Source organism: Sulfitobacter sp. BSw21498 (assembly GCF_006064855.1).
Lineage (GTDB): Bacteria > Pseudomonadota > Alphaproteobacteria > Rhodobacterales > Rhodobacteraceae > Sulfitobacter.
Window position 1 is genome coordinate 887,793 of record NZ_CP040753.1, and the last position, 25,449, is coordinate 913,241.

Genomic DNA, 25,449 nt, shown 5'->3' on the forward strand with positions numbered 1-25,449 from the left:
ATCCGTGACACCCGCGGGTTTTGCGCATAAGATCGCAAGGAAACCGGATGAACCGGTATTGATAATTACAGGCAGAATACTATGACAAACAACACTTTCTCGCGCCGGGCTTTTGCCTTGGGTGCGATTGCAAGCGCGGGTGCCGTTGCGGCATGTGGCAACGGTGTGGGCAGCCGTGGCAGCGGGATGATCGATGCGCGTGTAAGAGCCACGCTTGACGCGATGTACCGCACCTATCCCAACACGCGGCAACTGGCCGATAAATCGAACGGCATGCTTGTGATGCCGCTGGTGACCGAAGCCGGGCTTGGCTTTGGCGGGGCCTATGGCCGTGGCGCGCTGCAAGTAAACAATGTGACTGTCGATTATTACTCTGTCACCAAGGCAACTGGCGGGCTGCAAATTGGGGCGCAGCAATATGCCCACGTGCTGTTCTTTATGACCGAAACCGCCCTAAGCGATTTCCGCCGCTCCCCTGGTTGGGCTGCGGGGGCCGATCTGGAATATGTCATCTCGGACCGTGGCGAAAGCGTGGAGGCAGACACGACGACCGTGCTTGCCCCTGTCGTGGCGGCGGTGTTCGGCCGCGCCGGTCTGCGTCTTGGCGCGACGCTCGAAGGCACCAAATACTCGCGCATCATTCCCTAAGGGATACGCCCGACCTGCATCTGTGCGGGTCGGGCAGCTTTTTCCCTACCCCAAAGCGTTCAGTCGTTTGAACAGCGCCGACGTATCCCAACGTCCGCCACCCATTTTCTGAACTTCTTTATAGAATTGGTCGACCAGCGCCGTGACAGGCAGGCTCGCGTCAATCTCGTTGCCAGTGTCCAGACAAATCCCCAGATCCTTGCGCATCCAATCTACGGCGAACCCGTGGTCGAATTTATCATCCAGCATCGTCTCGTATCGGTTGGCCATCTGCCAGCTGCCAGCGGCACCTTGGCTGATCACCTCGACCACATCGCGCCCGTCCAATCCGGCCTTCTGAGCGAAATGGAGCGCCTCGCTCAGGCCTTGGACCAGACCGGCGATGGCGATCTGGTTACACATCTTGGTCATTTGGCCGGCACCGCTGTCGCCCAGGCGACGGCAGATCTTGGCGTAGACTTCCATCACGGGCAACGCTCTTTCAAACGCGCTGGAGTCGCCGCCGCACATAATCGACAGTTGGCCATTCTCGGCGCCCGCTTGACCGCCCGAAATCGGCGCATCGATAAAGCTGATCTGGCCCGCAGCCGCAGCCGTATGTAATTCGCGCGTGACGGCCGCCGATACGGTGGTGTGGTCGACAAAGATCGCGCCCTCGTCCATTCCCGCAAAGGCGCCATCGTCGCCCAGGCAAACCGACCGCAGATCATCATCATTGCCCACGCAGGAAAACACGATTTCCGCACCCTCTGCGGCGGCTTTGGGCGTTTCGGCCATGGTACCGCTATGGGTCTGCGCCCATGTGCGGGCCTTTTCTGTGGTGCGGTTATAGACGGTCACGTCATGCCCTGCTTTTTGCAGATGTGCGGCCATCGGCCCCCCCATCACACCCAGTCCCAAAAATGCGAGTTTTGTCATCGTCTTTTCCTTATCATTCAGTTGCGCTATTGCCTGTGGGGAACCTATCATCCCGCGCACATTGGTCAATTGCGTCCGGATATTACCCAGGAGCGTGACATGGCAGTGGTTTTTCGGTGGCTGATGCGAATTGCAACGCTATTGGTGGTGATCGCGGTGATTGGTGTTGGCGGGGCCTACTGGCTCGCCTCGCGGTCGCTGCCCGATTACGACGATACGGTTAAGGTGGCCAACCTCAGCGCCGAGGTAGAGATCGTGCGTGACAACGCCAATGTGCCGCATATCTTTGGCGAGAATGACCGCGATGTCTTCTATGGGCTTGGTTTCGCCCATGCGCAGGACCGTCTGTGGCAGATGATTACCATGCGCCGCACGGTTCAGGGGCGCCTGTCAGAGGTGTTTGGCACTGCCACCGTGCGCATTGACCGCCTTATGCGCCGGTTTGATCTTTATACGTTGTCGGTCCAGTCGCTTCAGGCGCTCGACCCCACGACCCGTGCGGCGTTGGACGCTTACGCCGCCGGTGTGAATGCCCGTCTGGACCAGATCAACAAAGAAGCCTTGGGCCGTGGTGCCCCTGAAATGCTGCTGTTCGATGCCCCGGTTGCCCCTTGGCGTGCGGCGGATTCTGTCGCATTGGTCAAGCTGATGGCGCTACAGCTGTCGGGCCATCTAGATGCCGAGGTGAAACGTGCGCGCACGTCGCTTGCCCTGCCAGATCAAGATCGGCTGGCCGACATCCTACCCGACGCGCCGGGCAGCGGTATCGCAGCCTTGCCTGAATATGCGCAACTGGCACCGGGCCTGCCGCAATTTGCAGCAAACATCCCGCTTGATCCATCACCCCTGTCGCCGTTCAAAACCTTTGACCTTGCGGGCGCTTCAAACGCTTGGGCCGCGGCGCGGGATCGCTCTGCCTCGGGGGGGACGCTGATCGCCAATGACCCGCATCTGGGCTTTACCGCACCGACCATCTGGTACCTAGCGCGCCTTGAACTGCGATCGGGTGGTGTCATCGGCGGTACGATCCCCGGCATCCCAGTAGTGCTGACCGGCCGCAGCAGTGCGCTTGGCTGGGGCATCACATCGTCCTATGCCGACGATCAGGACGTCTATATTGAAGAGCTGAACCCCGATAACTCAGAGGAATACCGCACCCCCGACGGGTTCAAAAGGTTCGCCAAACGCGCATCAATCATCACCGTCAAAGACGCCGACCCCATCACGCTGACCCTGCGCTGGACGGACAACGGGCCGGTGCTGCCCGGCAGCCACTATAACCTGGCGGCAATCACGCCACCCGGCCATGTCGCGGCGCTGAACTGGACCGCGCTTGACCCCGCCGACACGTCGATCGCCGCCGCGATGCAGCTGATGGAGGCAAAGACCGTCGAGGAAGGGATCGCATCTGGCGAGGCCTATATCGCGCCCTCGCAAAACCTGACACTGGTGGATGTAAACACGATCGCGATGAAAACCATCGGCGTGCTGCCTGCCCGTGACGCGGCCCACCAAAGCCAAGGGCGGATGCCCACTCCCGGGTGGATCGGTGCCAACCGCTGGCAAGGCCGCTTGCCCTATAGCGCCAATCCCGAATTCCTCTCGCCGCGCGGCGGGATTCTCGGAAATACGAACAACAAAACCGTCGACCGGCCTTTTCCCAACCACGTGTCCTTCCTTTGGGGCGATACCCAACGTATCCAGCGCTGGCGCAGTCTGATGCAGCGCCGGCAGGTCCACACCCGTGACAGCTTTATCGAAGCGCAGCTTGATACCGTCAGCTTTACGGCCCGCTCTTTGCTCCCGCTGATCGGTGCCGAACTTTGGTTCACGGGCGAAACCGCGCCCGAAGGCACGCCTGAACGTCAACGCCAGCGGGCGCTTACCCTGCTGGCGGGCTGGTCAGGAGAGATGAGCGAACACCTGCCCGAACCGCTGATCTATGCGGCGTGGGTACGCGCTCTGCAAGAACGCCTGATTCAGGATGAACTGGGCGCATTGGCACAGGAATATGACCACGTCGATCCGCTGTTCATTGAACGCGTTTTCCGCAATGTGGACGGTGCCGCTGCCTGGTGCGATATCTTGCAATCCGCGCCGAAAGAGACCTGCCCCGACATGGCGCGTCTCGCGCTGGACGACGCGCTGGTCTGGATCGATGAAACATGGGGCAGCCAGCTTGAATCCCTGCGGTGGGGCGACGCGCATCAGGCGACCCACGACCACCAGACCCTGGGCGAAGTGCCCGTGCTGCGCTATTTCATGAACATCCGCCAGTCGACCTCAGGCGGCGACAACACGCTGCTGCGTGGCCGCACACGGGGCACGGGTCCGGATCCTTTCGCCAACGTCCACGGCGCAGGGTTCCGCGGCGTCTATGACTTCGCCGACCCGGATTCATCGGTATTTGTCACCTCTACGGGGCAGTCGGGGCACTTCCTGTCACACCACTACGACGATCTGGCACAGCTATGGCGGCGCGGCGAATACATCCCCATGTCGCTTGACCAAGATCTCGCTCGCGCTGCCCCCGTTGGCATCACCAAGCTGATACCGGAGACCCCATGAACCGCGTTATCCTGTTCAACAAACCTTTTGGCGTACTGTCTCAATTCACTGATAAAGGCACCGAAGGATCGCCGCGCCCGACCTTGTCGGCCTATATTGACGAAAAAGGGTTCTATCCTGCTGGCCGGCTCGATCGTGATAGCGAAGGGCTTATGGTCTTAACCGACAGCGGCCCTCTTCAGGCCCGCATTTCGCATCCGAAATACAAGCTGACCAAAACCTATTGGGTTCAGGTCGAAGGCACTCCGGATGAACAGGCACTTAGCGCTCTGTGCAGCGGTGTGATGCTCAAAGACGGCAAAACCGCGCCCGCAAAGGCGCGGCTGATCGACCCGCCCGAACCGCTTTGGGATCGCGACCCGCCTGTACGCTTTCGTAAATCCGTGCCTGACGCATGGCTCGAGATTACCATCACCGAAGGCCGCAACCGTCAGGTCCGCCGCATGACAGCGCATGTGGATCTGCCGACACTCCGCCTCATCCGTGCACGTGTTGGAGACTGGGAACTGCACAAGCTTCAACCCGGCGCTTGGCGCTTTTCATCCGAGCTTGGCCGCTAATTCCAAATGGCCCGAAATCCCGGGGGACCGCCAAAGGCCGGGGGGCTGGCCCCCACTTGACCTTCGCGCCGGTACGTCAGGAAAACACCCGCGTGGCCCACACCCCGAGCGTGGCAGAGGTGCCGGTCAGCACCACCCCCCACGTGAAATCCGTCGCCACCATCTGGGCCGTCCAGTCTTTCAACGTGGCAAGGTTGGTGAACTCATAGGTGCCATACCCCAACGCGCCGATCAGCGCGGCATTACCGAACACCCACAGCAGCGATTTATCTTGGGTCATCGCTGGCCAGCTGACGAAATACAGCAGCACCGCGATGTAGAAAGCATAGAATACAAAGGCGGGCAGAAGCCGGAACTGATCAAGCAACAAAGGACCGATATCGCGGCTAAAAACCGGTTTGATCAGATAGCTGAGCCCCAGAAAATCGAGCGCCAGAAAAATCGCAAAGGTCAGTACATAAAGGATGATCAAGCTCATCGGGTGCTCCTGAAAAATCAACGGTACCCTTTGATATGCGGCAGCGCCCGAAAAATGCGAATTTTGCGGGCGCTTTTTGCTGAAATTTGGTCGGCGGTCAAAGGCGTTGGTATTGCGCTTCTTGTTGCGCGGACCAGCGTACGATCAAATTGAACCCGTCTTCGGTCTGGGTTTCCTCGATCACGACGTCCTGTTCGAACAGCCACGCGCGCTTTTTGCCATCGGAAAAGGCCAGCGTCAGCTCTGCCTCGCGTACAGCCCCCTGAAGCGCTTCGGCGATGACCGCTTGCAGCTCGTCCAGCCCCTCGCCCGTGATGGCAGAAATGGCAAGCACGCTGTCATCACGTTGCGCACGGGCGCGCACGGCGTCGGCGCGGTCGTCATCAAGCTGGTCAAGCTTGTTCCAAACTTCAAAACTACGGGTGTCTTTGGGCACGCCCAATGACGTCAGAATATCCCGCACGTTCTGGGCCTGGCTCTCGCTTTCGGCATGAGAAATGTCGCGCACGTGGCAGATGATATCCGCGGCAAGCACCTCTTCCAGCGTCGCGCGGAAGGCCGCGACCAGTTCGGTCGGCAGGTCAGAGATAAAGCCCACTGTATCGCTGAGGATAATCTCTGGCCCATCGGGCAACACAAGGCTGCGCATCGTCGGATCCAGCGTGGCAAAAAGCATGTCCTTGGCCATCACCTCGGCGCCGGTCATGCGATTGAAAAGCGTCGATTTACCGGCGTTGGTATAGCCGACAAGCGCGACAATCGGGAACGGCACCTTGGCCCGCGCGGCACGGTGCAGGGCGCGGGTTTTGACGACCTTGTCCAGCTGACGGCGCAAACGCACAAGCTGTTCGTCAATGGCGCGACGGTCCGATTCAATCTGGGTTTCGCCGGGGCCGCCGACAAAGCCCAAACCACCACGTTGACGTTCAAGGTGGGTCCAGGCGCGGACCAACCGCGTACGCTGATAGTTCAATGCTGCCATCTCGACCTGCAAGACACCCTCGCGGGTCGCCGCACGGTCGCTGAAAATCTCGAGGATGAGACCGGTACGATCCAGCAGTTTAACGTTCCACGCCTTTTCAAGGTTGCGCTGCTGCACAGGCGTGACGGGCCCGTCGACCAAAACAAGGTCAACTTCAGCCTCTTCAAAGATGTTCTTGAGCTCTTCGATTTTACCGGAGCCGAACAGCATGCCCGCGCTCACGGTGCGCAGGGGCACGATATTCGCCCCTTCGACATCCAGATGCGGCAAGGCATGCGCCAGTGCCACGGCTTCCGCCAAGGCGGGCTCTGCAACGCGGCGGTCGTTGTCTGACTTGATGTCAGGGTGAATCACCCAAGCCCGGGTACGCTTCGGGCCTGCGGTGTCATCAATTTGAAATGGAGGTCGGCTCAATTAGCGTCTTCACCCTCGTATAGTGAGATTGGCGTGCTTGGCATGATTGTAGAAATCGCGTGTTTGTAAACAAGCTGCGATTGGCCATCGCGGCGTAGCAGAACACAGAAATTGTCAAACCACGTGATAACGCCTTGCAGCTTCACGCCGTTAATCAAGAAAATCGTTACCGGCACCTTTGTCTTGCGCACATGGTTCAGGAATGCGTCTTGCAGGTTTTGTCGGTCAGCCGCCATTGTTGGTCTCGCTCTTGTTCTTGCTGTTATTCTTGCTGGCAACCGCGGATCGGTCCCCCCTTCGAAAGACTATGAAGACCTGTGAAGGGAGTTTCCACCCCAAAATGTCAGAACTGTTGCGCGCAAAGCTACCTTGCGTGTCATGTGCGCCACAAATCAGGGGTCAGCAGCGCAATAATAGCCAAAGTTTCGAGGCGCCCCAGGACCATTGCCGCACATAGGATGATTTTGGCCCCGTCTCCGAGCTGGATCAGCACGATCGGCGCATCGGCGGCGAATTCCATTAACGGGCCTGTGGTGGAAAGCGTCGCCACCGACATGACCAGCGCGTCGGCAAAAGGCGCACCCACAAAGGTAAGGAGCAAGGTCACCGCCGCGAGCGACAAGGCAAAGAGCATGAAGAAGATCCAAGCGATAAACGCCCCGTTGCTTTGCAGCCGCCGCCCCGCCTGTCCGGCTCCGGAAACAGAGTGCGGATGGACCAAGCGCTCCATTTCGCGCACACCGTTGCGATAAAGCGCAAAGACCCGCAGCAGTTTGACGCCGCCCGCGGTGGTCGCCACCCCGCCCCCGATCAGCGCCAGCCCCATCAGGATCAGCCCCGGTGTTTCGAGCCCCGACCAGCTTTGGGCCTCGGCCCAGGATGCGCTGACGAATCCGGTGGTCGTCAGGAACGAGGTTACCGTGAACATCGCCCCCCAGAACGCGCTACCGGTTTCAAGCGCTTCGGCACTTGCGTCTACATCGAACGCCCCCAGGAAATGCCGCACGAAAAGAAGCGCAGGGACGCCAAGGATCAACGCCAGGCCGATGCGAAATTCGGGGTCGGTGAAAAGACCGCCTTGGGTTGCCGTCACCGTATCCTTTGAAAAGGTCAGCCGCGACAGCGCGAACAGCATAAACAGCATCATCATTGCTTCGGACCCAAAGCCGACGCCGGTGTCATGGGTGCCGCCCAAGGGCGATATGCCCGAGGTCGCAAGCACCGACATCGCGTGGCACAGCGCCACCAACGACCGGTCGCCATTGGCCAGCAGCAGCACCCACAGCATCAACGTCAAAGCGCAATATGTGGGCGTCAACGCGCCAGCCGCCCGCAGCAGCCGTTGGCGCGGCGCGATCTGGCCCATGTTGCTGCGCCGCTCGTCCGGGTTCCCCGGTTCGGCCTGCGAGGTGACCTCGAATCCGCCAAGGTGCAAAGGAGCCAGAATCGCCGAGGCCGCGATCCACATCAGCAGCCCTCCCATCCATGCGACCTGCGCGCGCCACAGATGAAGCGTGTCGCTGATCCGGCCCGGATCGTCGAACAAGGATGCTCCGGTGGTGGTGATCGAGCTGACCATATCGAAATAAGCGTGCAAAAATCGCGTCGTTGGCAAGGCTTCGAGGAAGGGTATCGCGAGAAGCGCGGGTAAAAACACAAAGCTGGAAAAAAGCGACATCAGCGGCCCCAAGGCCCCGTGACGTGCGCGCCGTCCGGCATGGGCAACCGCGATCAGGGTAAAGACGGTCACGCCAAGCAGCCCCGAATAGAAAAATGCCCGCGCGGCCAGATGGTCCTGCGTGGACAGGGCAAAGATCGCCGGAAAGATCGTCGAGGCGCTGAACACGCCAAAGATCAGCAGGAACAGCGGCAGCTCGAGGATCTCGCGGCGGATATAGGATTTGCGTCTCACGTGCGGCGCTCCGGTGATATGGGCGCAGGTGCCATCAGAAAAAGTCGATCGAGACCTGCATCAGCTGTTCGACCTGCGGCACGTCTTTAGCCAGACAGAACACAGCGATGACGTCGCCTTCTTCGATGCGGGTCGTGCCAAGCGGGCGCATCACTTCGTCGCCCTTGCGGACCATGCCCATCAGCGCACCTTCGGGGAAATCAATATCAGACACCCGCTTGCCCGCAATCGGAGAGGTCGAAAGTACCTCGGCTTCGATCACCTCTGCCTCGGCGTCACCGATGGAATAGACCGACCGCACGCGACCATGACGGATGTGGCGCAGAATAGAGCTGACGGTGGTCGAGCGGGGGTTGATATATGCGTCGATGCCCAAGGGTTCCATCAGGGGGACCAGCGTCGGGTCGTTGATCAGCGCGATGACATAGGGGCAGCCTTCGGATTTGGCGCGCACACAGGCCAGCATGTTGGTTTTATCATCATCGGTGATCGCCATCATCGCATCGGCACGGCCAATGCCGGCTTCGGCCAACAAAGACGCATCTAGGCCATCGCCGTTCAACACGATGGTCCGTTCCAATGCTTCGGCGGCCCGTTCTGCAATGCGGCGGTTCTTTTCGATCATCTTGGTGCGCACGCGCTTGCCGCGTGTTTCGAGGTTTTGTGCGACGGCCAGCCCGACATTGCCCCCACCCACCAGCACGACGCGCTCAAGTTTGCTGGTTTTCTTGCCAAAAATCTCGAGCGTACGCGGGATGTCGTCACGGTGACAAAAGACGTAGCAGGCATCGCCGACAAACAGCTGGTCTTTTGATTCAGGCGCAAACAGCGTGCCGTCCCGGCGCACGCCAACCACAACCGCGCGCAGCGTTGAAAACAGGTCGGTCAGTTGGCGCAGCGGCGTGTTCACGACCGGACAGTCCTCGTCGATCTGGATGCCGAGCAATTGCGCCATACCGTCCATAAAGGTTTCAGTATCAAAGGCCGCCGGCGCGGACAGCCGTTGCAGCGCTGCATTCGCGACCTCTTTTTCAGGCGAGATCACAACATCAATCGGCATGTGGTCGCGGCGGTAAAGATCCGAATAGATTGCCGTTAGATAGGATTGGCTGCGCAGGCGTGCGATCTTGCGGTTGATGCCAAAGACCGAATGCGCCACCTGACAGGTGACCATATTGACTTCGTCCGAGTGTGTCGCAGCGATGATCATCTCGGCGTCGCGCGCCCCCGCACGGTCGAGCACGTCGGGATAGCTTGCAAACCCCGCGATCCCTTGCACGTCCAGCGTATCCGTCGCGCGGCGCACAAGATCGGCGTTGCTGTCAACGATCGTGACGTCGTTGCGCTCGCCCGAAAGATGGCGGGCGATCTGCCACCCGACCTGCCCTGCGCCGCAAATGATCACTTTCATAAATGGGGTTCCTTTGGCGTAAAGCCTTGCCTTGCGTCACCAGCTGGGCGTGCCCGCGTGACCCGTGATATGCCAGTGATTTGAATGACAGATGGCTATGCAAGGGTCAATTCAAATGTCAGAGTTGCGCCATAGTGTGAAGGAGTCAACTGATGCGCAAAGCTGCATTGATCATATGGGGTGGCTTGGCACTGGCGGCCTGCGCACCGCTAAATACCTACTACAAACCCGGGGCCTCTGTCGCGATGGTTGAACGGCAGACAACACAATGTCAGGTCGATGCGCTGGCGAAGGTGCCGGTGGCACTACAGACCCTACGCACCCCGCCGCGTTTTATCCCGCCGCGCCAGATCTGCCGGTCTGACGGTCGCTGCTATACCCGCACGGGATATTTTGAACCGGGTCAAACCTATACGGTGGACCCAGGTGCCGATCTGCGTAAACGGGTCGAAACACAGTGCATGGCAGACGCGGGCTTTGCGCCGGTGTCGATCCCTCAATGCCCTGCAGGCATCGCCAAATCCGCGCCAGTAGGGCGCACCACCGCCCTGCCCGCGCTGAACGTCAAGTCTTGCGTGATCCGCAACGGCGACGGTAGCTTTCAGATCGTGACCCAAGGCTAAGCCACGGGGGTCAGCCTTCGCTGGCCCCGTCATCATCCACATGCGCCACCCGCGTGCCTGACTTGGCAGAGGTCACCACCCCGAGGCTCTTGAGCTTGCGGTGTAGGGCAGATCGCTCCATTCCGACGAAATTGGCCGTGCGGCTGATGTTCCCGCCGAAACGGTTGATCTGGGTGAGCAGATATTCACGTTCAAACGCTTCGCGGGCTTCACGCAGCGGCAAAGTGGCCAAGGCCCCCGACAAGACGACACGCCCTTCATCGTCGGTGGTCTCTTCTTCGCCCGGCAGTTCGCGCGCCTCAATCGGGCCAGTCCCATCGCCAAGGATGAGCACGCGTTCCACAAGGTTCTTGAGTTGGCGCACGTTGCCAGGCCAGACCATGGTCTGCAAAAGGGCTTCAGCATCACCAGAGAATTCACGCAGCGGCAGACCCTGCGAGGTGTTGAAATCGGCGATGAAATGGCGGGCCAAGACCGGAATATCATCGCGACGTTCTTCCAGCGACGGGACCGAGATCGGCACGACATTCAGCCGGTGAAAGAGTTCTTGACGGAATGTGTCTTCCTTGATTGCGGCATCCAAGTCTTTGCTTGTGCTGGATATAACGCGTAGATCAACGCGGACCTTGTCGTTGCCTCCGACGCGTGTGAACTGCTGATCCACCAGCACCCGCAGGATTTTCGATTGCGTCCCAAGCGGTAGATCGGCGACCTCGTCAAAGAAGATCACACCGCCATGCGCCTGTTCAAGCAGACCAGGTTCGACGCCGCGTTCGGGGGTTTCGCGCCCAAACAGCACTTCTTCCATCCGGTCCGGCGCAACGCTGGCGCAATTGACGGTAACAAACGGTGCCGAAGCGCGGTTGGAATTGGCGTGGATATAGCGCGCGGCGATTTCCTTGCCCGCGCCCGCAGGCCCGCGCAACATGACGCGGCCGTTGGATTTGGTAACTTTATCGAGCTGCCCCATGAGGGTCTTAAATGAGGTCGAGCTGCCGATCATATCGGTGCTCACCACCTCGCGCCGCTTGAGGCTCTGGTTTTCGCGGCGCAAGCGAGAGGTCTCCATCGCGCGGCGGATCACCACCATTAGCTGATCAATATTAAAGGGTTTTTCGATGAAGTCATAGGCACCCTGCTTGATCGCCGCGACCGCAATTTCAATATTCCCATGCCCCGAGATGATGACAACAGGCACATCAGGATTGTCCCGTTTTACTGTTTTCAGAATATCGATTCCGTCCATCCGGCTGTCCTTTAGCCAGATATCAAGGATCATTAGCGCAGGCGGTTCGGCATTGATCGCCGCGATCGCGTCGTCCGAATTGCCCGCCAGTCGCGTGACAAAACCTTCGTCCTCCAGAATGTCCGAAATCAGCTCGCGAATGTCGCGCTCGTCGTCAACGATCAGAATGTCACTCATTATGGGTCTCCAGTTCTGGTGTTCCGGTGGGGGCAGCAAGGGGGAGCGTGATGACCGCCATTGCGCCGAAATGTGTTTCGCCCGCAAAGACCGGTGCGTTTTCCAACGATAGTGTCCCGCCGTGTTCTTCAATGATCTTTTTCACGATGGACAAGCCAAGACCAGTCCCTTCGGAGCGGGTGGTGACATATGGCTCGAACAGTCGTGCGCGGTCTTCAGGCAATCCGATGCCATTGTCCGCTATGGTAATTTGTAGCGCTGTTTGGCTGGTGGTCAACTGCACCTTGATCCGCGGCTCAATCTCTGCGTCAGCGTTTTTTTCATGACGGCTTTCAATGGCTTCGCCCGCATTCTTAATTAAATTTGTTAAGGCTTGCGACAGCATTGTCTGATCAATGCGCGCCATGACGTCCTGCGTCGGCAGATTGGCGCTGATGGTGACATCTGGCTGGCCGGACTGCTGTAGCACGACCGCATCCCGCAGCACCTGAACCACGTTTTGCACCGATGTCTCGGGCTCTGGCATGCGCGCAAATTTCGAGAATTCGTCGACGATGCGCCGCAAATCGCCGGTCTGTCGGATAATCACGCCAGTGAGTTGCTCGAGGCTCGCGGCATCGTCAGGCAGCTTGGGGCCGAACTTGCGCTGGATCCGCTCTGCGCTCAACTGGATCGGGGTCAGCGGGTTCTTGATCTCGTGTGCGATCCTGCGCGCCACGTCGCCCCACGCCGCCATACGCTGCGCGCTGACCAGATCGGTCACATCGTCAAAGGCCACAACATAGCCCTCCAGCCGACCGTCCTCACTGCGACGGGTGGCGACGCGGACCAGCAGGTTTTCCATCTGCCCCTGACGCGAGACTTTGATCTCGCCCTGCGCGACCTCGTTTTGACCGGTCACCACGGTGTTGAACAACGACCCGAATTCAGGCACCGCGACAGAAAGCGCGAACGATTGCTGGTCCTCGCTCCAGTCCAGCAGCCGCGCGGCGGACCGGTTCACAAAGGCGACCCGCCCTTCAGGGTCCAGACCCACAACACCCGAAGTGACCGAGCTGAGCACCGAATCAAACAAGCGGCGGCGGCGTTCAATCTGGCGCGTGTTGTCGAGCAAGGTTTCACGCTGGCCTTTAAGCTGCTTGGTCATCTGGTTGAAATAGCGCCCCAGCATCGCGATCTCGTCATCGCCGTCTTCCTCGCGTACCTGCACCTCAAGATCACCGGCACCAACCTGCTGTGCCGCCCCCGTCAAACGGCCAACGGGGCCCGAAAGACGTTCGGCAAACCAGAGCCCCAGCCAGATCGACGCCAGAATAAGGATCACCGCAAACCCTACGTAAAGCAGCCCGAATTCAAAAAGCAGCTTGCCGCGTTCGTTTTCAAGCTGTTGGTACAGCCGCACGGTTTCCTTGGTATCATCAAGGAGTGACAGGATTTTTCCGTCCACGTCGCGGCTGACATAGAGGTAGCGATCGACGAAGGCCTCCATCACGACCAGTGCGCGGAATTCATTGTTGGCCCAGTCCTCGATCACCAGTGGTGCACCGTCCAGCGCCTGTGCCTCGCGGATCTGTTCGGGCGTCGGTTGTTCGAAATCAAACAGATAGGACCGGTCGCCGCGCGCGCGGATCTCGCCGGTGCCGTCGATCATATAGGCCTCGCGCAGACCCCGCTGGATCAGGCGCTGCCCATCCGCCAAAAGCTGCGTATCGGGCACATCAACACCCTGATTGCGGGCCTGATCAATCGCACGAGCAAGTGCTATCGCATCCTCCCGCAGATCATCGCTTTGCTCGTTCTCGTAGGCTTCGGCGGCAGCAAGAGAGTTCCCCACCACAGACCGAACCCGATCCGAGAACCACCCCTCGAGCCCGACATTGATCGTCAGCCCCGCAAAAACCGCGACGCTGACCGTCGGGATCAACGCCATCAACGCGAACACGCCGGTCAGCCGAAGGTGTAGCCGCGATCCTGCGGATTTCGCCCGACGTGCCGCGATCAACCGCGCGACCTCGCTTAGAACAAGCGCTGCGACCAGCAGGATATAGACCAGATCAATCAGCAGAATGATGCGCAGGCTTGGGGTATTGCCGCCCTGTTCAAGGGGCCCAAGCACCAGATAGGTGACAAGCGCAAGCACCGGCCCCAGAACCACAAGCCCCAGGGTCGCCAAATTGCGCACGCGCCGGATCCGGCGCAGGCGCTCAAGCCGCATAAGATAATAGCTGCGTGACCGGGTAAGCACCCGCTATCCTCACCGATGATGTGATGCACGAATGCATCAACCGCCCATTTATGTGATCCTGATCCAGCCTTGAGGCTAGATGGCCACGGTTATGTGGCGCTTTTACATCATTTTCCGACCGCGTGTCACCTCAATATCGAGATCGGTGATCTTTTTTCTCAATGTATTACGGTTGATTCCCAACAAGTCGGCACATTTCGCCTGATTACCTGCGGTTGCGGCCAGTGCAATCTCGATCAAGGGCGCTTCAATTTCGCGCAAAATACGGGCGTAAAGGCCGGGGGGCGGCAGCATTGATCCGTGCTGATCGAAATACCGTTGCAAATGCCGCTCTACGGACGCCCCGAGCTTTTCGGTATTGGCCTGCGCGCGCAGGGGTTCGGGATCGGGCTGGGCCCCCAGAACTTGCTCTGCTTCGGATTGGGTGATCTCTGGCGCACGACTGGTCAGGGCTAGTTGGCGCATCGCGTGTTCCAGCTGTCGTACGTTGCCGGGCCATTGATAGTTAGCAAAGACTTTTTCCGCCCCTTCAGACAGGGCACGTGGCGCGGAATTGCCGGTTTCAGACCGTTCAAGGAAATGCGCGGCGAGCAAGGCAATGTCATCTACCCGGTCGCGCAGCGCCGGGACATGCAGCGTTGCGCCCGAAAGACGGTAGTACAAGTCGCGGCGCAGCGTACCCGCTTTCATGGCGGCGGCCATGTCGGACTGGCTGGTCGCAAGAAAACGCGGCGCATGTTCACCGGGAGAATCCATCATCCGCGCGATACGCGCCTGAAGTTCCTCCGGGAAATCGCCGATCTCGTCGATCAACAGTGTCCCGCCGCGCACGCGTGCCAGCGCGCGCATCGGGCCCTCTATGTCTTGCAAATCGGCCGAGGTCACGGTGACAAACGGCAGGTTCCGCCGGTCGGAAAAATCGTGGATAGCCTTGCCGATCAGCGACTTGCCTGTACCGGATTCACCCCAGATCAGGACCGGTAGATCGGTGTTCATCACCCGCGCCACCACGCGGTACAGCGCTTGCATCACCGGCGTGCGCCCCACCAGCGGCAGATCATCGCGGTCCCCATCGGTGTCAGAGCTTGTCTGCGCCGGACGCCGCGTCGGGCCACTGCGCTCAAGCGCGCGGGCCGTACGTTTCATCAGGTCAGGCAGATCGAAAGGCTTGGGTAGATAGTCATAGGCCTCGGCCTCTGCTGCCTTGATCGCGGTCATGATCGTGTTCTGCGCCGAGATCACGATCACAGGCAGGCCGGGACGGTCCTGTGCAATCTTTGGCAGCATCTCGAGCCCGTTGCCGTCAGGCATGACCACATCCGAGATGACCACATCGCCTTTGCCCTCGCCCACCCAACGCATCAGGGTCGTCAGGCTGGATGTCGCGTGCACCTTGCAGCCTGCGCGGGTCAGTGCCTGTGTCAGAACGGTGCGAATTGTGCGGTCGTCGTCAGCAACCAGAACTGTGCCATCCATCTGTTATCTCTCCTGTTCGGAAGCTGTATTTTCAATTTGGGTCTTGTCGGCCCGCGGCAGCGAAATGCGGAACACGGTCTTGCCGGGAACCGAATCTACCGTGATCCAGCCGCCGTGGTCGGAAATGATCTTGCTCACCAGCGCCAACCCCAGACCGGTGCCGTTCTCGCGCCCCGACACAAAGGGTTCAAAAACATCGGTGCGGATCGCTTCGGGCAGGCCGGGGCCGTCATCAATCACCTCAATCTGCAGCGGCAGCGACTGTGCCGTCCCGTCAGAGCGCCGCAGGCGGAAGGAATGTTCGTAATAGCTGTGCAGCCGGATCGTGCCGCCTGACGGGCCCGCTGCCTCTGACGCGTTCTTGATCAGGTTCAGCACGACCTGCAACAGCTGGTCCTTGTCGCCCAGGGCCGGCGGCAGCGAGGGGTCATAATCCTCGATGATCTTCATCCGCGCGCCAAACCCCAACAACGCGGAACGGCGCGCACGATCAAGCGCATCATGCAGGTTCACAGCCTTGCGCTCCGGCGGCATCAGGTTGCCGAACTGTTCAACCTGCTCCAGCAGCTTCACGATGCGGCGCGATTCCGCGACGATCAGATCGGTCAGCTCCAGATCCTCGGTGCTCAGGTTCATGCTGAGCAATTGCGCGGCACCCGTGATCCCCGCCAGCGGGTTCTTGATCTCGTGGGCCAGCATCTCGGCCATGCCAATGGCGGATTTGGCGGCGGATTTGACAGAATTGTTCTGCGTCATGCGTCCGGCCATCTCACGCGGGGTGATCATCAGGATCATCTGCCCCGCGGCATCGATCAGCGGCGCAAAATGCAGCGCACATTGCACCGGCGGGCGCTGACCGCTGCCGACATCCACATCATTCACGAACAAGGGCGTGCCATTCTCTCGGGCGCGGGTGAACGCCTCTTCCAGCGGGGCATCGACGGCAATCATGTCCCAGACCGGCACGCCGCGCACGGATTTGGCAGAGGCGTTCAAAAACCCTTCGGCTTCGGAGTTCAGCTCGGCGATCGTGTCATCGATGTCGATCAAAATGGCGGGCACGGGCAGCGATGCAAAGACGGCATCCAGCGACATCAGGCGGCCTCCAACTGGTGGTCCGGCAAGCAGGCGGACGGAATAAGACGGTGTACATCGGCGGGGCTGGATGCGGTCAACATGGCACGGCGCAGATCGGCGGGCGTGTTGCTGGTGTCCATGTACCAACCCAGATGCTTGCGCGCGACGCGCAGGCCGATGACCTCTCCGTAGAACTGGATAATCGCCTCGTAGTGGTCGGCTACCATGCGCGCGAAATCGGCCCCCTGCGGGATCACCGGCGCGGGTGCGCCGAACAGTTCATGGGCGACCTGTGCCAGCAGCCATGGTTTGCCTTGGGCTCCACGCCCGATCATGACACCGTCGGCACCCGATTGCGCCAGCGCCTGACGCGCGGCAGCGGTGCTGATAATGTCACCATTGGCGATAACCGGAATACTGACCGCCTGCTTGACGCCCGCAATGGCAGCCCAATCGGCGGCACCCTTATAGAACTGGCAACGTGTGCGCCCGTGGATGGTGATCATGGTGATCCCCGCTTCTTCGGCCCGCGCAGCAATCTGCGGCGCGTTAAGCATATCGTCGTCCCAACCCAACCGCGTCTTGAGCGTGACGGGCACCTTGACGGCATTCACGACCGCTTCGATCAGGCGCAGCGCGTGGTCGGGCGTTTTCATCAGCGCAGAGCCGGAAAAGCCTTGCGTCACTTTTTTGGCCGGACAGCCCATATTGATGTCGATCACCCGCGCACCCTGTCCTTCGACCATGCGCGCGGCTTCGGCCATTGGCGCGGCTTCGCGGCCCGCCAGTTGCACGGCAGTCCCTTCTACGCCCAGACCCAGTTCAGCCTTTTCCAGCGCACCGGGGCGGGCATTGATCATATCGACGCTGGCGACCATCTCAGACACCACAAGCCCTGCGCCGAAGGACGCCACCAGATTGCGAAACGGTAAATCGGTGATCCCCGCCATCGGGGCCAGCAGAACCGGCGGGTCGAGTTTGAAAGGCAGATCCGAGAGATCCAAACGCTTAATCCTTGTGCAGTTGCCTTTGGTGTACCGAGCCAAGGGTGGGAACTCAATCAAACCAGCAGCTCTGGCCGGTGAAAAACTGATCTATTGCCTAAAATTTAATCACATAGTGCAGCCGATTGCGCCGGCAGCTTTCCCTGCTTAGAACGGGGCGAGTTTATCCAAGGGAGTGGACGATGGCGTCGACACCGAAAATCGCAGCTCTCATCGTGGCTGCCGGACGGGGCACACGTGCGGGTGGCGCAGTGCCAAAGCAGTGGCAGCCGCTGTGTGGTAAACGTGTGATCGACCACACGCTGACCGCATTTCAGAGGCATCCCAAGATCGAGCGGATCATCATCGTTCTGAGCGTCGGTGACATGGCGCAGGCTGATAGGTTTACCGCGCAAGGCTGCCTTGTGGCCGAAGGTGGCGCAGATCGCGCAGCATCAGTCCGCAACGGGCTGGCGTTGCTGGGGGATGCCGATCTGGTGCTGATCCACGATGCCGCCCGCCCCTGTGTCACGCCGCATGTTATCGACGGCGTGATCGACGCGCTGGCCACGCATGCTGCCGCCGCGCCGGGTCTGCCTGTCACAGACGCGCTTTGGGTCGCCGAAGACGGTGCCGTTGCAGACACGCAGGACCGCACGGCGCTTTATGCCGCGCAAACCCCCCAAGGCTTCGACGCTGCCACAATCCGCGCCGCTCATGCCGCGTTCAAAGGTGTCGCCGCCGATGATGTCGAAGTCGCCCGCGCCGCGGGTGTTGCGGTTGCCATCACCCTTGGCAGCGTGGATAACCTGAAAATCACGGTGCCGGGTGATTTGTCCCGCGCCGCCCGTATATTGGAGTCTTCGATGGATATTCGCACCGGCAACGGGTTCGACGTACACGCCTTTGGTCCGGGGGATCATGTGACCCTTTGCGGCGTCGAAATTCCGCATGATCAAGGGCTTGTGGGACACTCGGACGCTGATGTTGGCATGCATACTGTCACCGATGCGATCTATGGTGCGCTGGCTATGGGGGACATCGGCCAGCACTTCCCCCCGTCTGACCCGCAATGGAAAGGCGCGCAAAGCCACATTTTTTTGCGTCATGCCGCCGATCTGGCGCGCAGCCAAGGATTCACCCTGACCCATGTCGATTGCACGCTGATCTGTGAATATCCTAAAGTGGGGCCTCATGCCGCAGAGATGCGCCGCGTGATGGCCGATATACTGTCGCTTGAAGAAAACCGCGTTTCGGTCAAGGCAACCACTTCCGAACGTTTGGGATTTACCGGCCGCGGCGAAGGCATCGCCTGCATGGCCACAGCAACATTGGTGAAACTATGACTTTGGCAAAGCTGATCGCGACCGTTCTGGGGGTTGGCTATATCCGCCCCGCGTCAGGCACTTGGGGCTCGCTTGTGGCGCTGCCTTGGGCGTGGCTGCTGCATGTGATCGGCGGGCTGCCATTGCTGATTGCGGGCGTGATCCTCACATTTGCAGCAGGCTGGTGGGCCACTGCGCAGATGACCGCAGGCAGCACCGACCATGACCCGTCCGAGATTGTGATCGACGAGGTCGCCGGCCAGTGGGTCGCGCTGCTGCCACTGAGCTATGCAAGCTGGACCATGGACATGAATATCCTTGTGATGTGGCCAGGCTGGATTGCAGCGTTTGTGCTGTTCCGTCTGTTCGATATCTGGAAGCCGCTGGTCATCGGCTGGGCCGACCGGCGCGGCGATGCGCTTGGGGTCATGCTCGACGATATCTTTGCAGGCATCTTCGCGCTGCTTGGGGTGATTGCACTGGCGGTGCTGTATCACGTGTATCTCTTTGCCTGATCTGCGCGCCCTTCTGGACCGCGCCCGCGACCGTGGCGTCATGATCGCTTGTGCTGAAAGCTGCACCGGCGGCATGGTCGCTGCCGCGCTGACCGAATTGCCCGGATCATCGGCGATCTTTGACCGGGGTTTTGTCACCTATACGAATGCCGCCAAAATCGACTTGCTGGGCGTCAGCGCCGCGACGCTGGACGTCCACGGTGCGGTATCGGAGCAAGTCGCGTTAGAGATGGCGCGCGGTGCGCTGGCACGATCAGGGGCTCAGATTGCCGTCTCTATCACCGGTATCGCAGGCCCCGGCGGGTCAGAGCATAAGCCCGAAGGTCGGGTGTGTTTCGGCCTCGCATCCGCGGCAGGCATCACCACCCACACTCAAGAGTTCGGTGCCTTGGGCCGCGATAGCGTTCGTCTTGCTGCCCGTAATTACGCCCTAAAGCTGGTTTTTGCAGCGATTGCATAACGCCCATAATTTGAGCGACACTGCGGATTATCTGCCTATATTTGTGGCGAATCTAGAAACGCCCGTTTAATCACCGGCTTTGCCCGCTTTTTAACTTTTTTCCGACGCGCACATCCGTTTCACCCGTTTGCAACCTAAAACCTTTCGGGAGGAAACCAAGATGAACGCAGCTGATACGGCATGGATCATGACGGCCACGGCGTTGGTCCTGTTCATGACATTACCGGGCCTGGCCCTGTTCTATGGCGGGCTCGTGCGCAGCCGCAACGTGCTGAGCGTGTTTATGCATTGCTACGGCGTCGCTTGCTTGATGAGCGTGCTGTGGTTCTTTGCCGGCTACTCCATCGCGTTTGGACCGGACACATCGGGTATCTGGGGCGGTTTGGGCAAGATCGGCCTGTCGGGCGTCACCGCAGAAAGCCTGTCTGGCACCCTGCCCGAGATCCTGTTTTTTGCCTTCCAGATGACCTTTGCGATCATCACACCAGCGCTGATCGTCGGCGCTTATGTTGAACGCATCGGCTTTGGTTTTGTGATGCTGTTTTCGGGCCTGTGGATGCTGCTGTGCTATGCGCCGGTGGTGCACTGGATTTGGGGCGGTGGCTTTCTTGCGGATGGCGGTATCTTTGGCGAGGTCGGCGTGCGCGATTTTGCAGGTGGCATCGTCGTGCATGAGACAGCCGGTCTTGCCGCGTTGATCCTTGCCGTTTTCCTCGGCCCGCGTTTGAACCACAACACGCCGCCTCATAACCCTGGCTTTGTGATGATTGGTGCGGCGATGCTGTGGGTCGGCTGGTTCGGCTTTAATGGTGGCTCGCAACTGGCGGCAGACGGCGGGGCCGCGATGGCAATCACCGTGACCCACATCTCTGCCGCGACGGCGTCGCTGACATGGGCACTGTGGGAGCGGATCAAGTTCGGCAAAGCGTCTCTGGTGGGCATCGTCACAGGTACCATTGCGGGCCTTGCATCAATCACGCCGGCGTCCGGATTCGTCGGCCCGTGGGCAGCCCTGCTGATCGGCGCTGTCGCCGGTATCCTGTGTCAAGAAGCCGTCGTGCTTATCCGCAACAAGGTCAAAATCGACGACACGCTCGATGTCTTCGCTGTGCACGGGGTCGGTGGTATCTTTGGCACCATCATGATCGCTGCGCTTGGTGCGGGCACGTGGACCGCGCAGCTGGGGTCGCTGGCTATTGTTGGGGTCTATACCACGATGGTGACGGTCGTGCTGGTGCTGGTCTGCAAGGCGATCACGCCATTGCGTGTCAGCAAAGAGGTTGAGGTCAACGGGCTCGATCTGTCGGTCCACGGTGAACGCGCCTATGATCTAAGCAGCTAACCCAAATCGAACAAACACACGCAAAGGCCCCTTCTTGGGGCCTTTGTCGTTTCAGGCGGCGCTATGCCCCCGCGCCATATAGCACAGCGGCGCGTTTCTCGAATGCGCGCACCACCCGCTGCATCGCCTCGTTAAATACGACACCGATGATCTTTTGCAAAATCGCATTCTTGAATTCGAAATCGACAAAGAAATGTATCTTGCATTTGTCGTCGCCGATGTCCTCGAACCCCCAGTTCGACTTCATATACTTGAACGGGCCGTCCAGATATTCTGTGTCGATCTTTCTGGCTTCTGGCCACAGGACAACGCGGCTGGTGAACCGTTCACGAAACACCTTGAAACTGATGACAAGATCGGCGTCCATCACCTCGTGATCGCCCATGTCCTCGCGGCTTTTAATCCGCGCGGCGGCGGTCCAAGGTAAAAATTCGGGGTATGACGCCACATCGGCCACCAGATCATACATCTGTTGGGCGGTATACGGCAGCTCGCGGGTCTCTGAATGGGTAGGCATTGATTTCCATCTGTCATGAAGTTAGCCCTTATGAAATCTTAACTCCTCCTTTTTCAAGGTAAAACCAATGACAACGCGACCATATGTCATCGACGAAATGATCTCGGCCAAGGCAATTGCCGCGCGGATCGAAACCCTGTGCCGTGAAATTCAGACCGAATTCGAAGGCACTGAAAAGCTGACAGTTGTCGGTTTGCTGCGCGGGTCCTTCGTATTCATCGCTGATCTTGTGCGTGAACTAAACCTGCCCATCGAAGTCGATTTCCTAGAAGCGTCCAGCTATGGCGATGGTATGGAAAGCACGCGGGAAGTCCGTATTCTCAAAGACTTACGCGGCGCAATTGAAGGTCGTGACGTATTGGTCGTCGAAGATATCGTGGACACTGGTCACACCTTGCATCACGTACGCAATCTGCTGCTGTCGCGTGAACCTGCGCGGCTGAAAACCATCGCATTGCTCGACAAACCCAGCCGCCGCGAGGTGGACATGAAGGCCGACTGGATCGGCTTTGAAATTCCCGATGAATTTGTCGTGGGGTATGGCATCGATTACGCACAGCGCGACCGCAACCAGCCGTTTATCGGCAAGGTCCGCTTCACATGAACATCGCATGGCTGATGCGCATGAGACGTTGGGTGCAAAATCCGCCCTCGGCCAGTCGCGTCAAGTTTGTCTTTGCGGTTGTACTGGCCGGCGCTTTGATCTTTGGCGCGGAATACTTTGGCTACTGGCCCGAATGGGCCACAACCGAACGCATCAAGAAACCCTTCTGACTTTTCCAAATGGCAAAAAATCCCGGGAGTTTGAGGGGCAGCGCCCCTCATTATCGGGTGTGAGTTTGAGGGGCAGCGCCCCTTATCTTCAACCCAGCTTCGCCAACCGCGCCGCCTGCAAGCGCGCAAAGTCGTCTCCCGCGTGATAGCTGGACCGTGTTAACGGCGTCGCAGACACCATCAAGAACCCCTTGCCGTAGGCCGATTTTTCATAGGCGGCGAATTCGTCAGGGTGCACAAACCGGTCTACTGCGTGGTGCTTTGGCGTCGGCTGCAGATACTGCCCAATGGTCAGAAAATCTATATCTGCCGCGCGCATGTCTTCCATAACCTGCATCACGGACTGACGGTTTTCGCCCAAGCCCACCATGATGCCGGATTTGGTGAACATGGTCGGGTCGAGCTCCTTCACCCGTTGCAACAAACGCAGCGAATGGAAGTACCGCGCACCGGGGCGGACTTCGGGGTACAGGCCGGGGACCGTTTCCAGATTGTGGTTAAACACGTCCGGCCGCGCCTCGACCACGGTTTCGAGCACCTTTGGGTCACAGCGGATGAAATCGGGTGTGAGAATCTCGATCGTCGTGCCCGGCGACCGTTTGCGCACGGCGCGGATGGTTTGTGCGAAATGCTCTGCCCCGCCGTCTTCGATATCGTCGCGATCGACGCTGGTGATGACCACATGGTTCAGCCCTAATTTTGACACCGCATCGGCGACGCGCCCGGGCTCGAAGATATCAAGCGCTTCTGGCGGGCGCCCCGTGGCGATGTTGCAGAAGGTGCAGGCGCGGGTGCAAACCTCACCCATGATCATCATGGTGGCGTGGCCTTGCGACCAGCATTCGCCGACGTTAGGGCAGCCTGCTTCTTCGCAAACCGTGACCAGTTTGTTCTCGCGCATGATCTTGGCGGTATCTGCATACCCCTTGCCACCCGGTGCCTTTACCCGAATCCACGACGGCTTTTTTGGCTGTGGATTATCGGGGCGTCGGGCCTTTTCAGGGTGGCGCTGCTCGGGGATTTTCAGGTCTCGCATGATCAGGCTCCGTTGGGGATACGCCCCTTATGTAGTCGCTTCGCGCGGCGCATGAAAGAGGGAGTTCTCATGCGCAGGGCAGCCTTGCGTGTCGTCACGATTTGCAGCCCATTGGTCAGCCGATCATGGCGCTGCCGGGTCCAAGCGTTTCGACATAATGTTTGCGCAACCGCATAAGCGCAATGCGCAGCACAATTTTGCCAGATCGCGCAGACCAGCCAAGGCGTTTTTCAGCGGTCTCCAATCCCTCAAGGTAACAGCAGCACCGCAGCACAATGTCCGACAGTCCCGGCCCCAGATCTGCAAGCGCTGATCCGACGCGTGCCCGCGCCGCAGAGGGCGCACTGCCCTCAAACGAGACGCTGTCCCCCTGCCCGCCTGGTGCCAGAAACCGGTCCCAATTCTGGGTCACGGCCTCGCCCATTTGCGCCAGTTCGAAGTCTTCACGCAGGCGTTCGCCTGCCTGTACCAGATTATCGGACAGGAACGGCGCGCCGTGAGCATCGCGACGGCGGGCCAAGGCAGCCAAGGGGCTTTCCGCCAGCGTATAGCGCAATCGCCGCGCGTTCTTTTGGAGGGCTCCCGCAGGCGGTGGTGTCGCGGCGAAAGATGTCTGTTCCTCGTCAAACCCGGTCCCGAGTGCCTCTGGCGTCGCCTTTGCCAGCATATCCTCTAGCGCGTTCCGTCCCGCAGCTGTGATGTGATAGCGCAAGATGCGCCCTTCGCCATCGGTGGCGATCCAGCCGTTCAACGCCATCGCTTGGGCCACGCAGCGATCCACGACTGCCGTGCGCGTCTGCGCGCCCTCAGGCCCGCTGCGCACCACGACGCCTTTGTCCATCTCAGCAGCAACAGCAAGCAGGGCACCGGTTTCACATAAACGGCGCAAGATCCGCTGTGCTTCGCTGGTCAGGGTTTCATCATCGGGCATCATCGGTTGTGCACTGTTGTTCATCGCAACGGGCTCCTGCATGGGGTGGGTTTTACAGCGGCTGACCTGCCCCAGAACATCCAGAGCATCATCCGCCAGCGGATCGTCGCGCCGCGTTTCCAGCCGACGGATCTGGCGCAAAATCGTCGAGGCATGGCATTCCGCAGATCGCGCTAACGCCCGAATAGGGTGCCCCATCTCTATATGAGACAGGTAATGCCGCGCGGCGTCGGGCACCCATCCCGGCAATCCGGTCCCGTCTGGTCGTGTATTCAGTATTTGCGTCATGCTCTGTCCTTTCCAAAAGCAGTGTGGATATCCACAGATTTATCCACAGTAGCAAAAGGTTAATTGGTTATGGATTTGTTAATATATGTGGTCCAACCCCATAATTGTTTCCAAATGGTAAACACTTGTAACCACGTCGCACGGCGAGTGGTCCCGATGCGCAACACGCGTGGTTTGGGTGGAATCCTTGGTGCGTTAGGCCGCGTCTATTCGGGGCTTCAGGTCATTCAAGGATATGAAATCATGCAAGATATTATAACGCGGCTCGCCAACATCCACCGCCCTGCCATTCTTGTTCGTGCGGCTAATATTGGCAAAGGGGGGTATCGGCGCGGGCCAATCTTGCGTCGTATTCTTGGGCGCACCGTCCTACCCCGCAGCGCCGTCGCGCTGTTTCAACTGATCGAGATCGAAGCAGACCTGAACACCAGACGTAAAAAGACGGACGCAGGCTATAACCTGGTCCGTCATATCGAAGTTATGATCGCGATCGTCGCCGAAGCAGAGCTTTTGCGCGCCACCCCGCGCAGCGCGCCTGATTGA

25 protein-coding genes are annotated in these 25,449 nt (G+C 59.6%); 11 read left to right on the plus strand and 14 right to left on the minus strand.

Translation table 11 applies throughout. The annotated features are described in order from the left end of the window. Nucleotides 1-81: 81 nt before the first annotated feature. Entirely contained in the window at nucleotides 82-648 is a 567-nt protein-coding gene (locus E5180_RS04355; protein ID WP_138923319.1) for a YSC84-related protein, read from the plus strand. A gap of 45 nt (nucleotides 649-693) precedes the next feature. Here E5180_RS04355 and E5180_RS04360 read toward each other — a convergent pair whose 3' ends face one another. Beyond that, entirely contained in the window at nucleotides 694-1,566 is an 873-nt protein-coding gene (locus tag E5180_RS04360; RefSeq protein ID WP_138923320.1) for an NAD(P)-dependent oxidoreductase, read from the minus strand. Nucleotides 1,567-1,665: 99 nt separating this feature from the next. Between E5180_RS04360 and E5180_RS04365 the strand changes: the two genes are divergently transcribed. Together E5180_RS04365 and E5180_RS04370 are read left to right on the plus strand one after the other, a co-directional pair. Then, a complete protein-coding gene (locus E5180_RS04365) occupies nucleotides 1,666-4,134 on the plus strand; it encodes a penicillin acylase family protein (protein ID WP_138923321.1) in 2,469 nt (822 codons plus the stop codon). Further along, nucleotides 4,131-4,694, plus strand: a complete 564-nt coding sequence (locus tag E5180_RS04370) for a pseudouridine synthase (protein ID WP_138923322.1) — start codon at nucleotides 4,131-4,133, stop codon at nucleotides 4,692-4,694. Before E5180_RS04365 ends, E5180_RS04370 begins: the two co-directional genes overlap by 4 nt. 76 nt (nucleotides 4,695-4,770) lie before the next feature. Here E5180_RS04370 and E5180_RS04375 read toward each other — a convergent pair whose 3' ends face one another. The 5 genes from E5180_RS04375 to trkA form a co-directional block, all read right to left on the minus strand. Beyond that, the gene (locus E5180_RS04375; protein WP_138923323.1) at nucleotides 4,771-5,172 is read right to left on the minus strand and encodes a DUF2177 family protein; all 402 of its coding nucleotides are present in this window, start codon (nucleotides 5,170-5,172) and stop codon (nucleotides 4,771-4,773) included. A gap of 97 nt (nucleotides 5,173-5,269) precedes the next feature. After that, nucleotides 5,270-6,508, minus strand: a complete 1,239-nt coding sequence (hflX, locus tag E5180_RS04380) for a GTPase HflX (protein WP_138923324.1) — start codon at nucleotides 6,506-6,508, stop codon at nucleotides 5,270-5,272. 56 nt (nucleotides 6,509-6,564) lie between these two features. Beyond that, complete coding sequence (gene hfq / locus E5180_RS04385) at nucleotides 6,565-6,804, minus strand: RNA chaperone Hfq (RefSeq protein ID WP_005853497.1); 240 nt, start codon at nucleotides 6,802-6,804, stop codon at nucleotides 6,565-6,567. Between the two features lie 140 nt (nucleotides 6,805-6,944). Next, on the minus strand, nucleotides 6,945-8,480 hold the full coding sequence (locus E5180_RS04390) for a TrkH family potassium uptake protein (protein ID WP_138923325.1): 1,536 nt from the start codon (nucleotides 8,478-8,480) through the stop codon (nucleotides 6,945-6,947). A 34-nt stretch (nucleotides 8,481-8,514) separates the two neighbouring features. Beyond that, entirely contained in the window at nucleotides 8,515-9,891 is a 1,377-nt protein-coding gene (gene trkA / locus E5180_RS04395; RefSeq protein ID WP_138923326.1) for a Trk system potassium transporter TrkA, read from the minus strand. A gap of 152 nt (nucleotides 9,892-10,043) precedes the next feature. Between trkA and E5180_RS04400 the strand changes: the two genes are divergently transcribed. Next, complete coding sequence (locus tag E5180_RS04400) at nucleotides 10,044-10,514, plus strand: hypothetical protein (protein ID WP_138923327.1); 471 nt, start codon at nucleotides 10,044-10,046, stop codon at nucleotides 10,512-10,514. A 10-nt stretch (nucleotides 10,515-10,524) separates the two neighbouring features. On the opposite strand, the gene ntrX is transcribed toward E5180_RS04400, so the two are convergent. The 5 genes from ntrX to dusB form a co-directional block, all read right to left on the minus strand. Then, nucleotides 10,525-11,937 (minus strand): nitrogen assimilation response regulator NtrX, encoded by a 1,413-nt coding sequence (gene ntrX / locus E5180_RS04405; RefSeq protein WP_138923328.1) that lies wholly within the window; start codon nucleotides 11,935-11,937, stop codon nucleotides 10,525-10,527. Continuing rightward, nucleotides 11,930-14,152, minus strand: coding sequence for a sensor histidine kinase NtrY-like (locus E5180_RS04410; RefSeq protein WP_138925112.1), 2,223 nt, complete (start codon nucleotides 14,150-14,152; stop codon nucleotides 11,930-11,932). The genes ntrX and E5180_RS04410 overlap by 8 nt, the downstream gene beginning before the upstream one ends. 132 nt (nucleotides 14,153-14,284) lie before the next feature. Next, nucleotides 14,285-15,658: a response regulator gene (locus tag E5180_RS04415; RefSeq protein WP_138923329.1), complete on the minus strand. Its 1,374-nt coding sequence runs from the start codon at nucleotides 15,656-15,658 to the stop codon at nucleotides 14,285-14,287. A 3-nt stretch (nucleotides 15,659-15,661) separates the two neighbouring features. Then, nucleotides 15,662-16,753 carry a two-component system sensor histidine kinase NtrB gene (locus E5180_RS04420; RefSeq protein WP_138923330.1) on the minus strand — a complete coding sequence of 364 codons (1,092 nt, stop codon included), beginning with the start codon at nucleotides 16,751-16,753 and terminating at the stop codon, nucleotides 15,662-15,664. Then, on the minus strand, nucleotides 16,753-17,739 hold the full coding sequence (gene dusB / locus E5180_RS04425; RefSeq protein WP_138923331.1) for a tRNA dihydrouridine synthase DusB: 987 nt from the start codon (nucleotides 17,737-17,739) through the stop codon (nucleotides 16,753-16,755). Before dusB ends, E5180_RS04420 begins: the two co-directional genes overlap by 1 nt. A gap of 182 nt (nucleotides 17,740-17,921) precedes the next feature. Between dusB and E5180_RS04430 the strand changes: the two genes are divergently transcribed. From E5180_RS04430 to E5180_RS04445, 4 genes are all read left to right on the plus strand, one after another. Then, nucleotides 17,922-19,064, plus strand: a complete 1,143-nt coding sequence (locus E5180_RS04430; RefSeq protein ID WP_138923332.1) for a bifunctional 2-C-methyl-D-erythritol 4-phosphate cytidylyltransferase/2-C-methyl-D-erythritol 2,4-cyclodiphosphate synthase — start codon at nucleotides 17,922-17,924, stop codon at nucleotides 19,062-19,064. Then, complete coding sequence (locus tag E5180_RS04435; protein WP_138923333.1) at nucleotides 19,061-19,558, plus strand: phosphatidylglycerophosphatase A family protein; 498 nt, start codon at nucleotides 19,061-19,063, stop codon at nucleotides 19,556-19,558. The genes E5180_RS04430 and E5180_RS04435 overlap by 4 nt, the downstream gene beginning before the upstream one ends. After that, the gene (locus E5180_RS04440; RefSeq protein ID WP_138923334.1) at nucleotides 19,551-20,018 is read left to right on the plus strand and encodes a CinA family protein; all 468 of its coding nucleotides are present in this window, start codon (nucleotides 19,551-19,553) and stop codon (nucleotides 20,016-20,018) included. Before E5180_RS04435 ends, E5180_RS04440 begins: the two co-directional genes overlap by 8 nt. A 160-nt stretch (nucleotides 20,019-20,178) precedes the next feature. Beyond that, complete coding sequence (locus E5180_RS04445) at nucleotides 20,179-21,360, plus strand: ammonium transporter (protein ID WP_138923335.1); 1,182 nt, start codon at nucleotides 20,179-20,181, stop codon at nucleotides 21,358-21,360. A gap of 61 nt (nucleotides 21,361-21,421) precedes the next feature. On the opposite strand, the gene E5180_RS04450 is transcribed toward E5180_RS04445, so the two are convergent. Continuing rightward, nucleotides 21,422-21,877, minus strand: coding sequence for a type II toxin-antitoxin system RatA family toxin (locus tag E5180_RS04450; protein WP_138923336.1), 456 nt, complete (start codon nucleotides 21,875-21,877; stop codon nucleotides 21,422-21,424). 67 nt (nucleotides 21,878-21,944) lie between these two features. Here E5180_RS04450 and hpt point away from each other — a divergent pair, with 67 nt between their 5' ends. Both hpt and E5180_RS15680 read left to right on the plus strand, forming a co-directional pair. After that, nucleotides 21,945-22,481 (plus strand): hypoxanthine phosphoribosyltransferase, encoded by a 537-nt coding sequence (gene hpt, locus E5180_RS04455; RefSeq protein WP_093732217.1) that lies wholly within the window; start codon nucleotides 21,945-21,947, stop codon nucleotides 22,479-22,481. Next, entirely contained in the window at nucleotides 22,478-22,651 is a 174-nt protein-coding gene (locus E5180_RS15680) for a hypothetical protein (protein ID WP_167354508.1), read from the plus strand. Before hpt ends, E5180_RS15680 begins: the two co-directional genes overlap by 4 nt. An 88-nt stretch (nucleotides 22,652-22,739) precedes the next feature. Here E5180_RS15680 and lipA read toward each other — a convergent pair whose 3' ends face one another. Both lipA and E5180_RS04465 read right to left on the minus strand, forming a co-directional pair. Next, nucleotides 22,740-23,687: a lipoyl synthase gene (lipA, locus tag E5180_RS04460; RefSeq protein WP_093732216.1), complete on the minus strand. Its 948-nt coding sequence runs from the start codon at nucleotides 23,685-23,687 to the stop codon at nucleotides 22,740-22,742. Between the two features lie 115 nt (nucleotides 23,688-23,802). Further along, on the minus strand, nucleotides 23,803-24,906 hold the full coding sequence (locus E5180_RS04465) for a DUF6456 domain-containing protein (protein ID WP_138923337.1): 1,104 nt from the start codon (nucleotides 24,904-24,906) through the stop codon (nucleotides 23,803-23,805). A 243-nt stretch (nucleotides 24,907-25,149) separates the two neighbouring features. Here E5180_RS04465 and E5180_RS04470 point away from each other — a divergent pair, with 243 nt between their 5' ends. Then, nucleotides 25,150-25,449, plus strand: a complete 300-nt coding sequence (locus E5180_RS04470) for a DUF6477 family protein (RefSeq protein WP_138923338.1) — start codon at nucleotides 25,150-25,152, stop codon at nucleotides 25,447-25,449.

Bases quoted from the DNA above. Each gene is read 5' to 3' on its own strand.
- E5180_RS04355 (WP_138923319.1), top strand. From the start codon at position 82: ATGACAAACAACACTTTCTCGCGCCGGGCTTTTGCCTTGGGTGCGATT.
- E5180_RS04360 (WP_138923320.1), bottom strand. From the start codon at position 1,566: ATGACAAAACTCGCATTTTTGGGACTGGGTGTGATGGGGGGGCCGATG.
- E5180_RS04365 (WP_138923321.1), top strand. From the start codon at position 1,666: ATGGCAGTGGTTTTTCGGTGGCTGATGCGAATTGCAACGCTATTGGTG.
- E5180_RS04370 (WP_138923322.1), top strand. From the start codon at position 4,131: ATGAACCGCGTTATCCTGTTCAACAAACCTTTTGGCGTACTGTCTCAA.
- E5180_RS04375 (WP_138923323.1), bottom strand. From the start codon at position 5,172: ATGAGCTTGATCATCCTTTATGTACTGACCTTTGCGATTTTTCTGGCG.
- hfq (WP_005853497.1), bottom strand. From the start codon at position 6,804: ATGGCGGCTGACCGACAAAACCTGCAAGACGCATTCCTGAACCATGTG.
- trkA (WP_138923326.1), bottom strand. From the start codon at position 9,891: ATGAAAGTGATCATTTGCGGCGCAGGGCAGGTCGGGTGGCAGATCGCC.
- E5180_RS04400 (WP_138923327.1), top strand. From the start codon at position 10,044: ATGCGCAAAGCTGCATTGATCATATGGGGTGGCTTGGCACTGGCGGCC.
- ntrX (WP_138923328.1), bottom strand. From the start codon at position 11,937: ATGAGTGACATTCTGATCGTTGACGACGAGCGCGACATTCGCGAGCTG.
- E5180_RS04410 (WP_138925112.1), bottom strand. From the start codon at position 14,152: ATGCGGCTTGAGCGCCTGCGCCGGATCCGGCGCGTGCGCAATTTGGCG.
- E5180_RS04415 (WP_138923329.1), bottom strand. From the start codon at position 15,658: ATGGATGGCACAGTTCTGGTTGCTGACGACGACCGCACAATTCGCACC.
- E5180_RS04420 (WP_138923330.1), bottom strand. From the start codon at position 16,753: ATGTCGCTGGATGCCGTCTTTGCATCGCTGCCCGTGCCCGCCATTTTG.
- E5180_RS04430 (WP_138923332.1), top strand. From the start codon at position 17,922: ATGGCGTCGACACCGAAAATCGCAGCTCTCATCGTGGCTGCCGGACGG.
- E5180_RS04435 (WP_138923333.1), top strand. From the start codon at position 19,061: ATGACTTTGGCAAAGCTGATCGCGACCGTTCTGGGGGTTGGCTATATC.
- E5180_RS04445 (WP_138923335.1), top strand. From the start codon at position 20,179: ATGAACGCAGCTGATACGGCATGGATCATGACGGCCACGGCGTTGGTC.
- E5180_RS04450 (WP_138923336.1), bottom strand. From the start codon at position 21,877: ATGCCTACCCATTCAGAGACCCGCGAGCTGCCGTATACCGCCCAACAG.
- hpt (WP_093732217.1), top strand. From the start codon at position 21,945: ATGACAACGCGACCATATGTCATCGACGAAATGATCTCGGCCAAGGCA.
- E5180_RS15680 (WP_167354508.1), top strand. From the start codon at position 22,478: ATGAACATCGCATGGCTGATGCGCATGAGACGTTGGGTGCAAAATCCG.
- lipA (WP_093732216.1), bottom strand. From the start codon at position 23,687: ATGCGAGACCTGAAAATCCCCGAGCAGCGCCACCCTGAAAAGGCCCGA.
- E5180_RS04465 (WP_138923337.1), bottom strand. From the start codon at position 24,906: ATGACGCAAATACTGAATACACGACCAGACGGGACCGGATTGCCGGGA.
- E5180_RS04470 (WP_138923338.1), top strand. From the start codon at position 25,150: ATGCAAGATATTATAACGCGGCTCGCCAACATCCACCGCCCTGCCATT.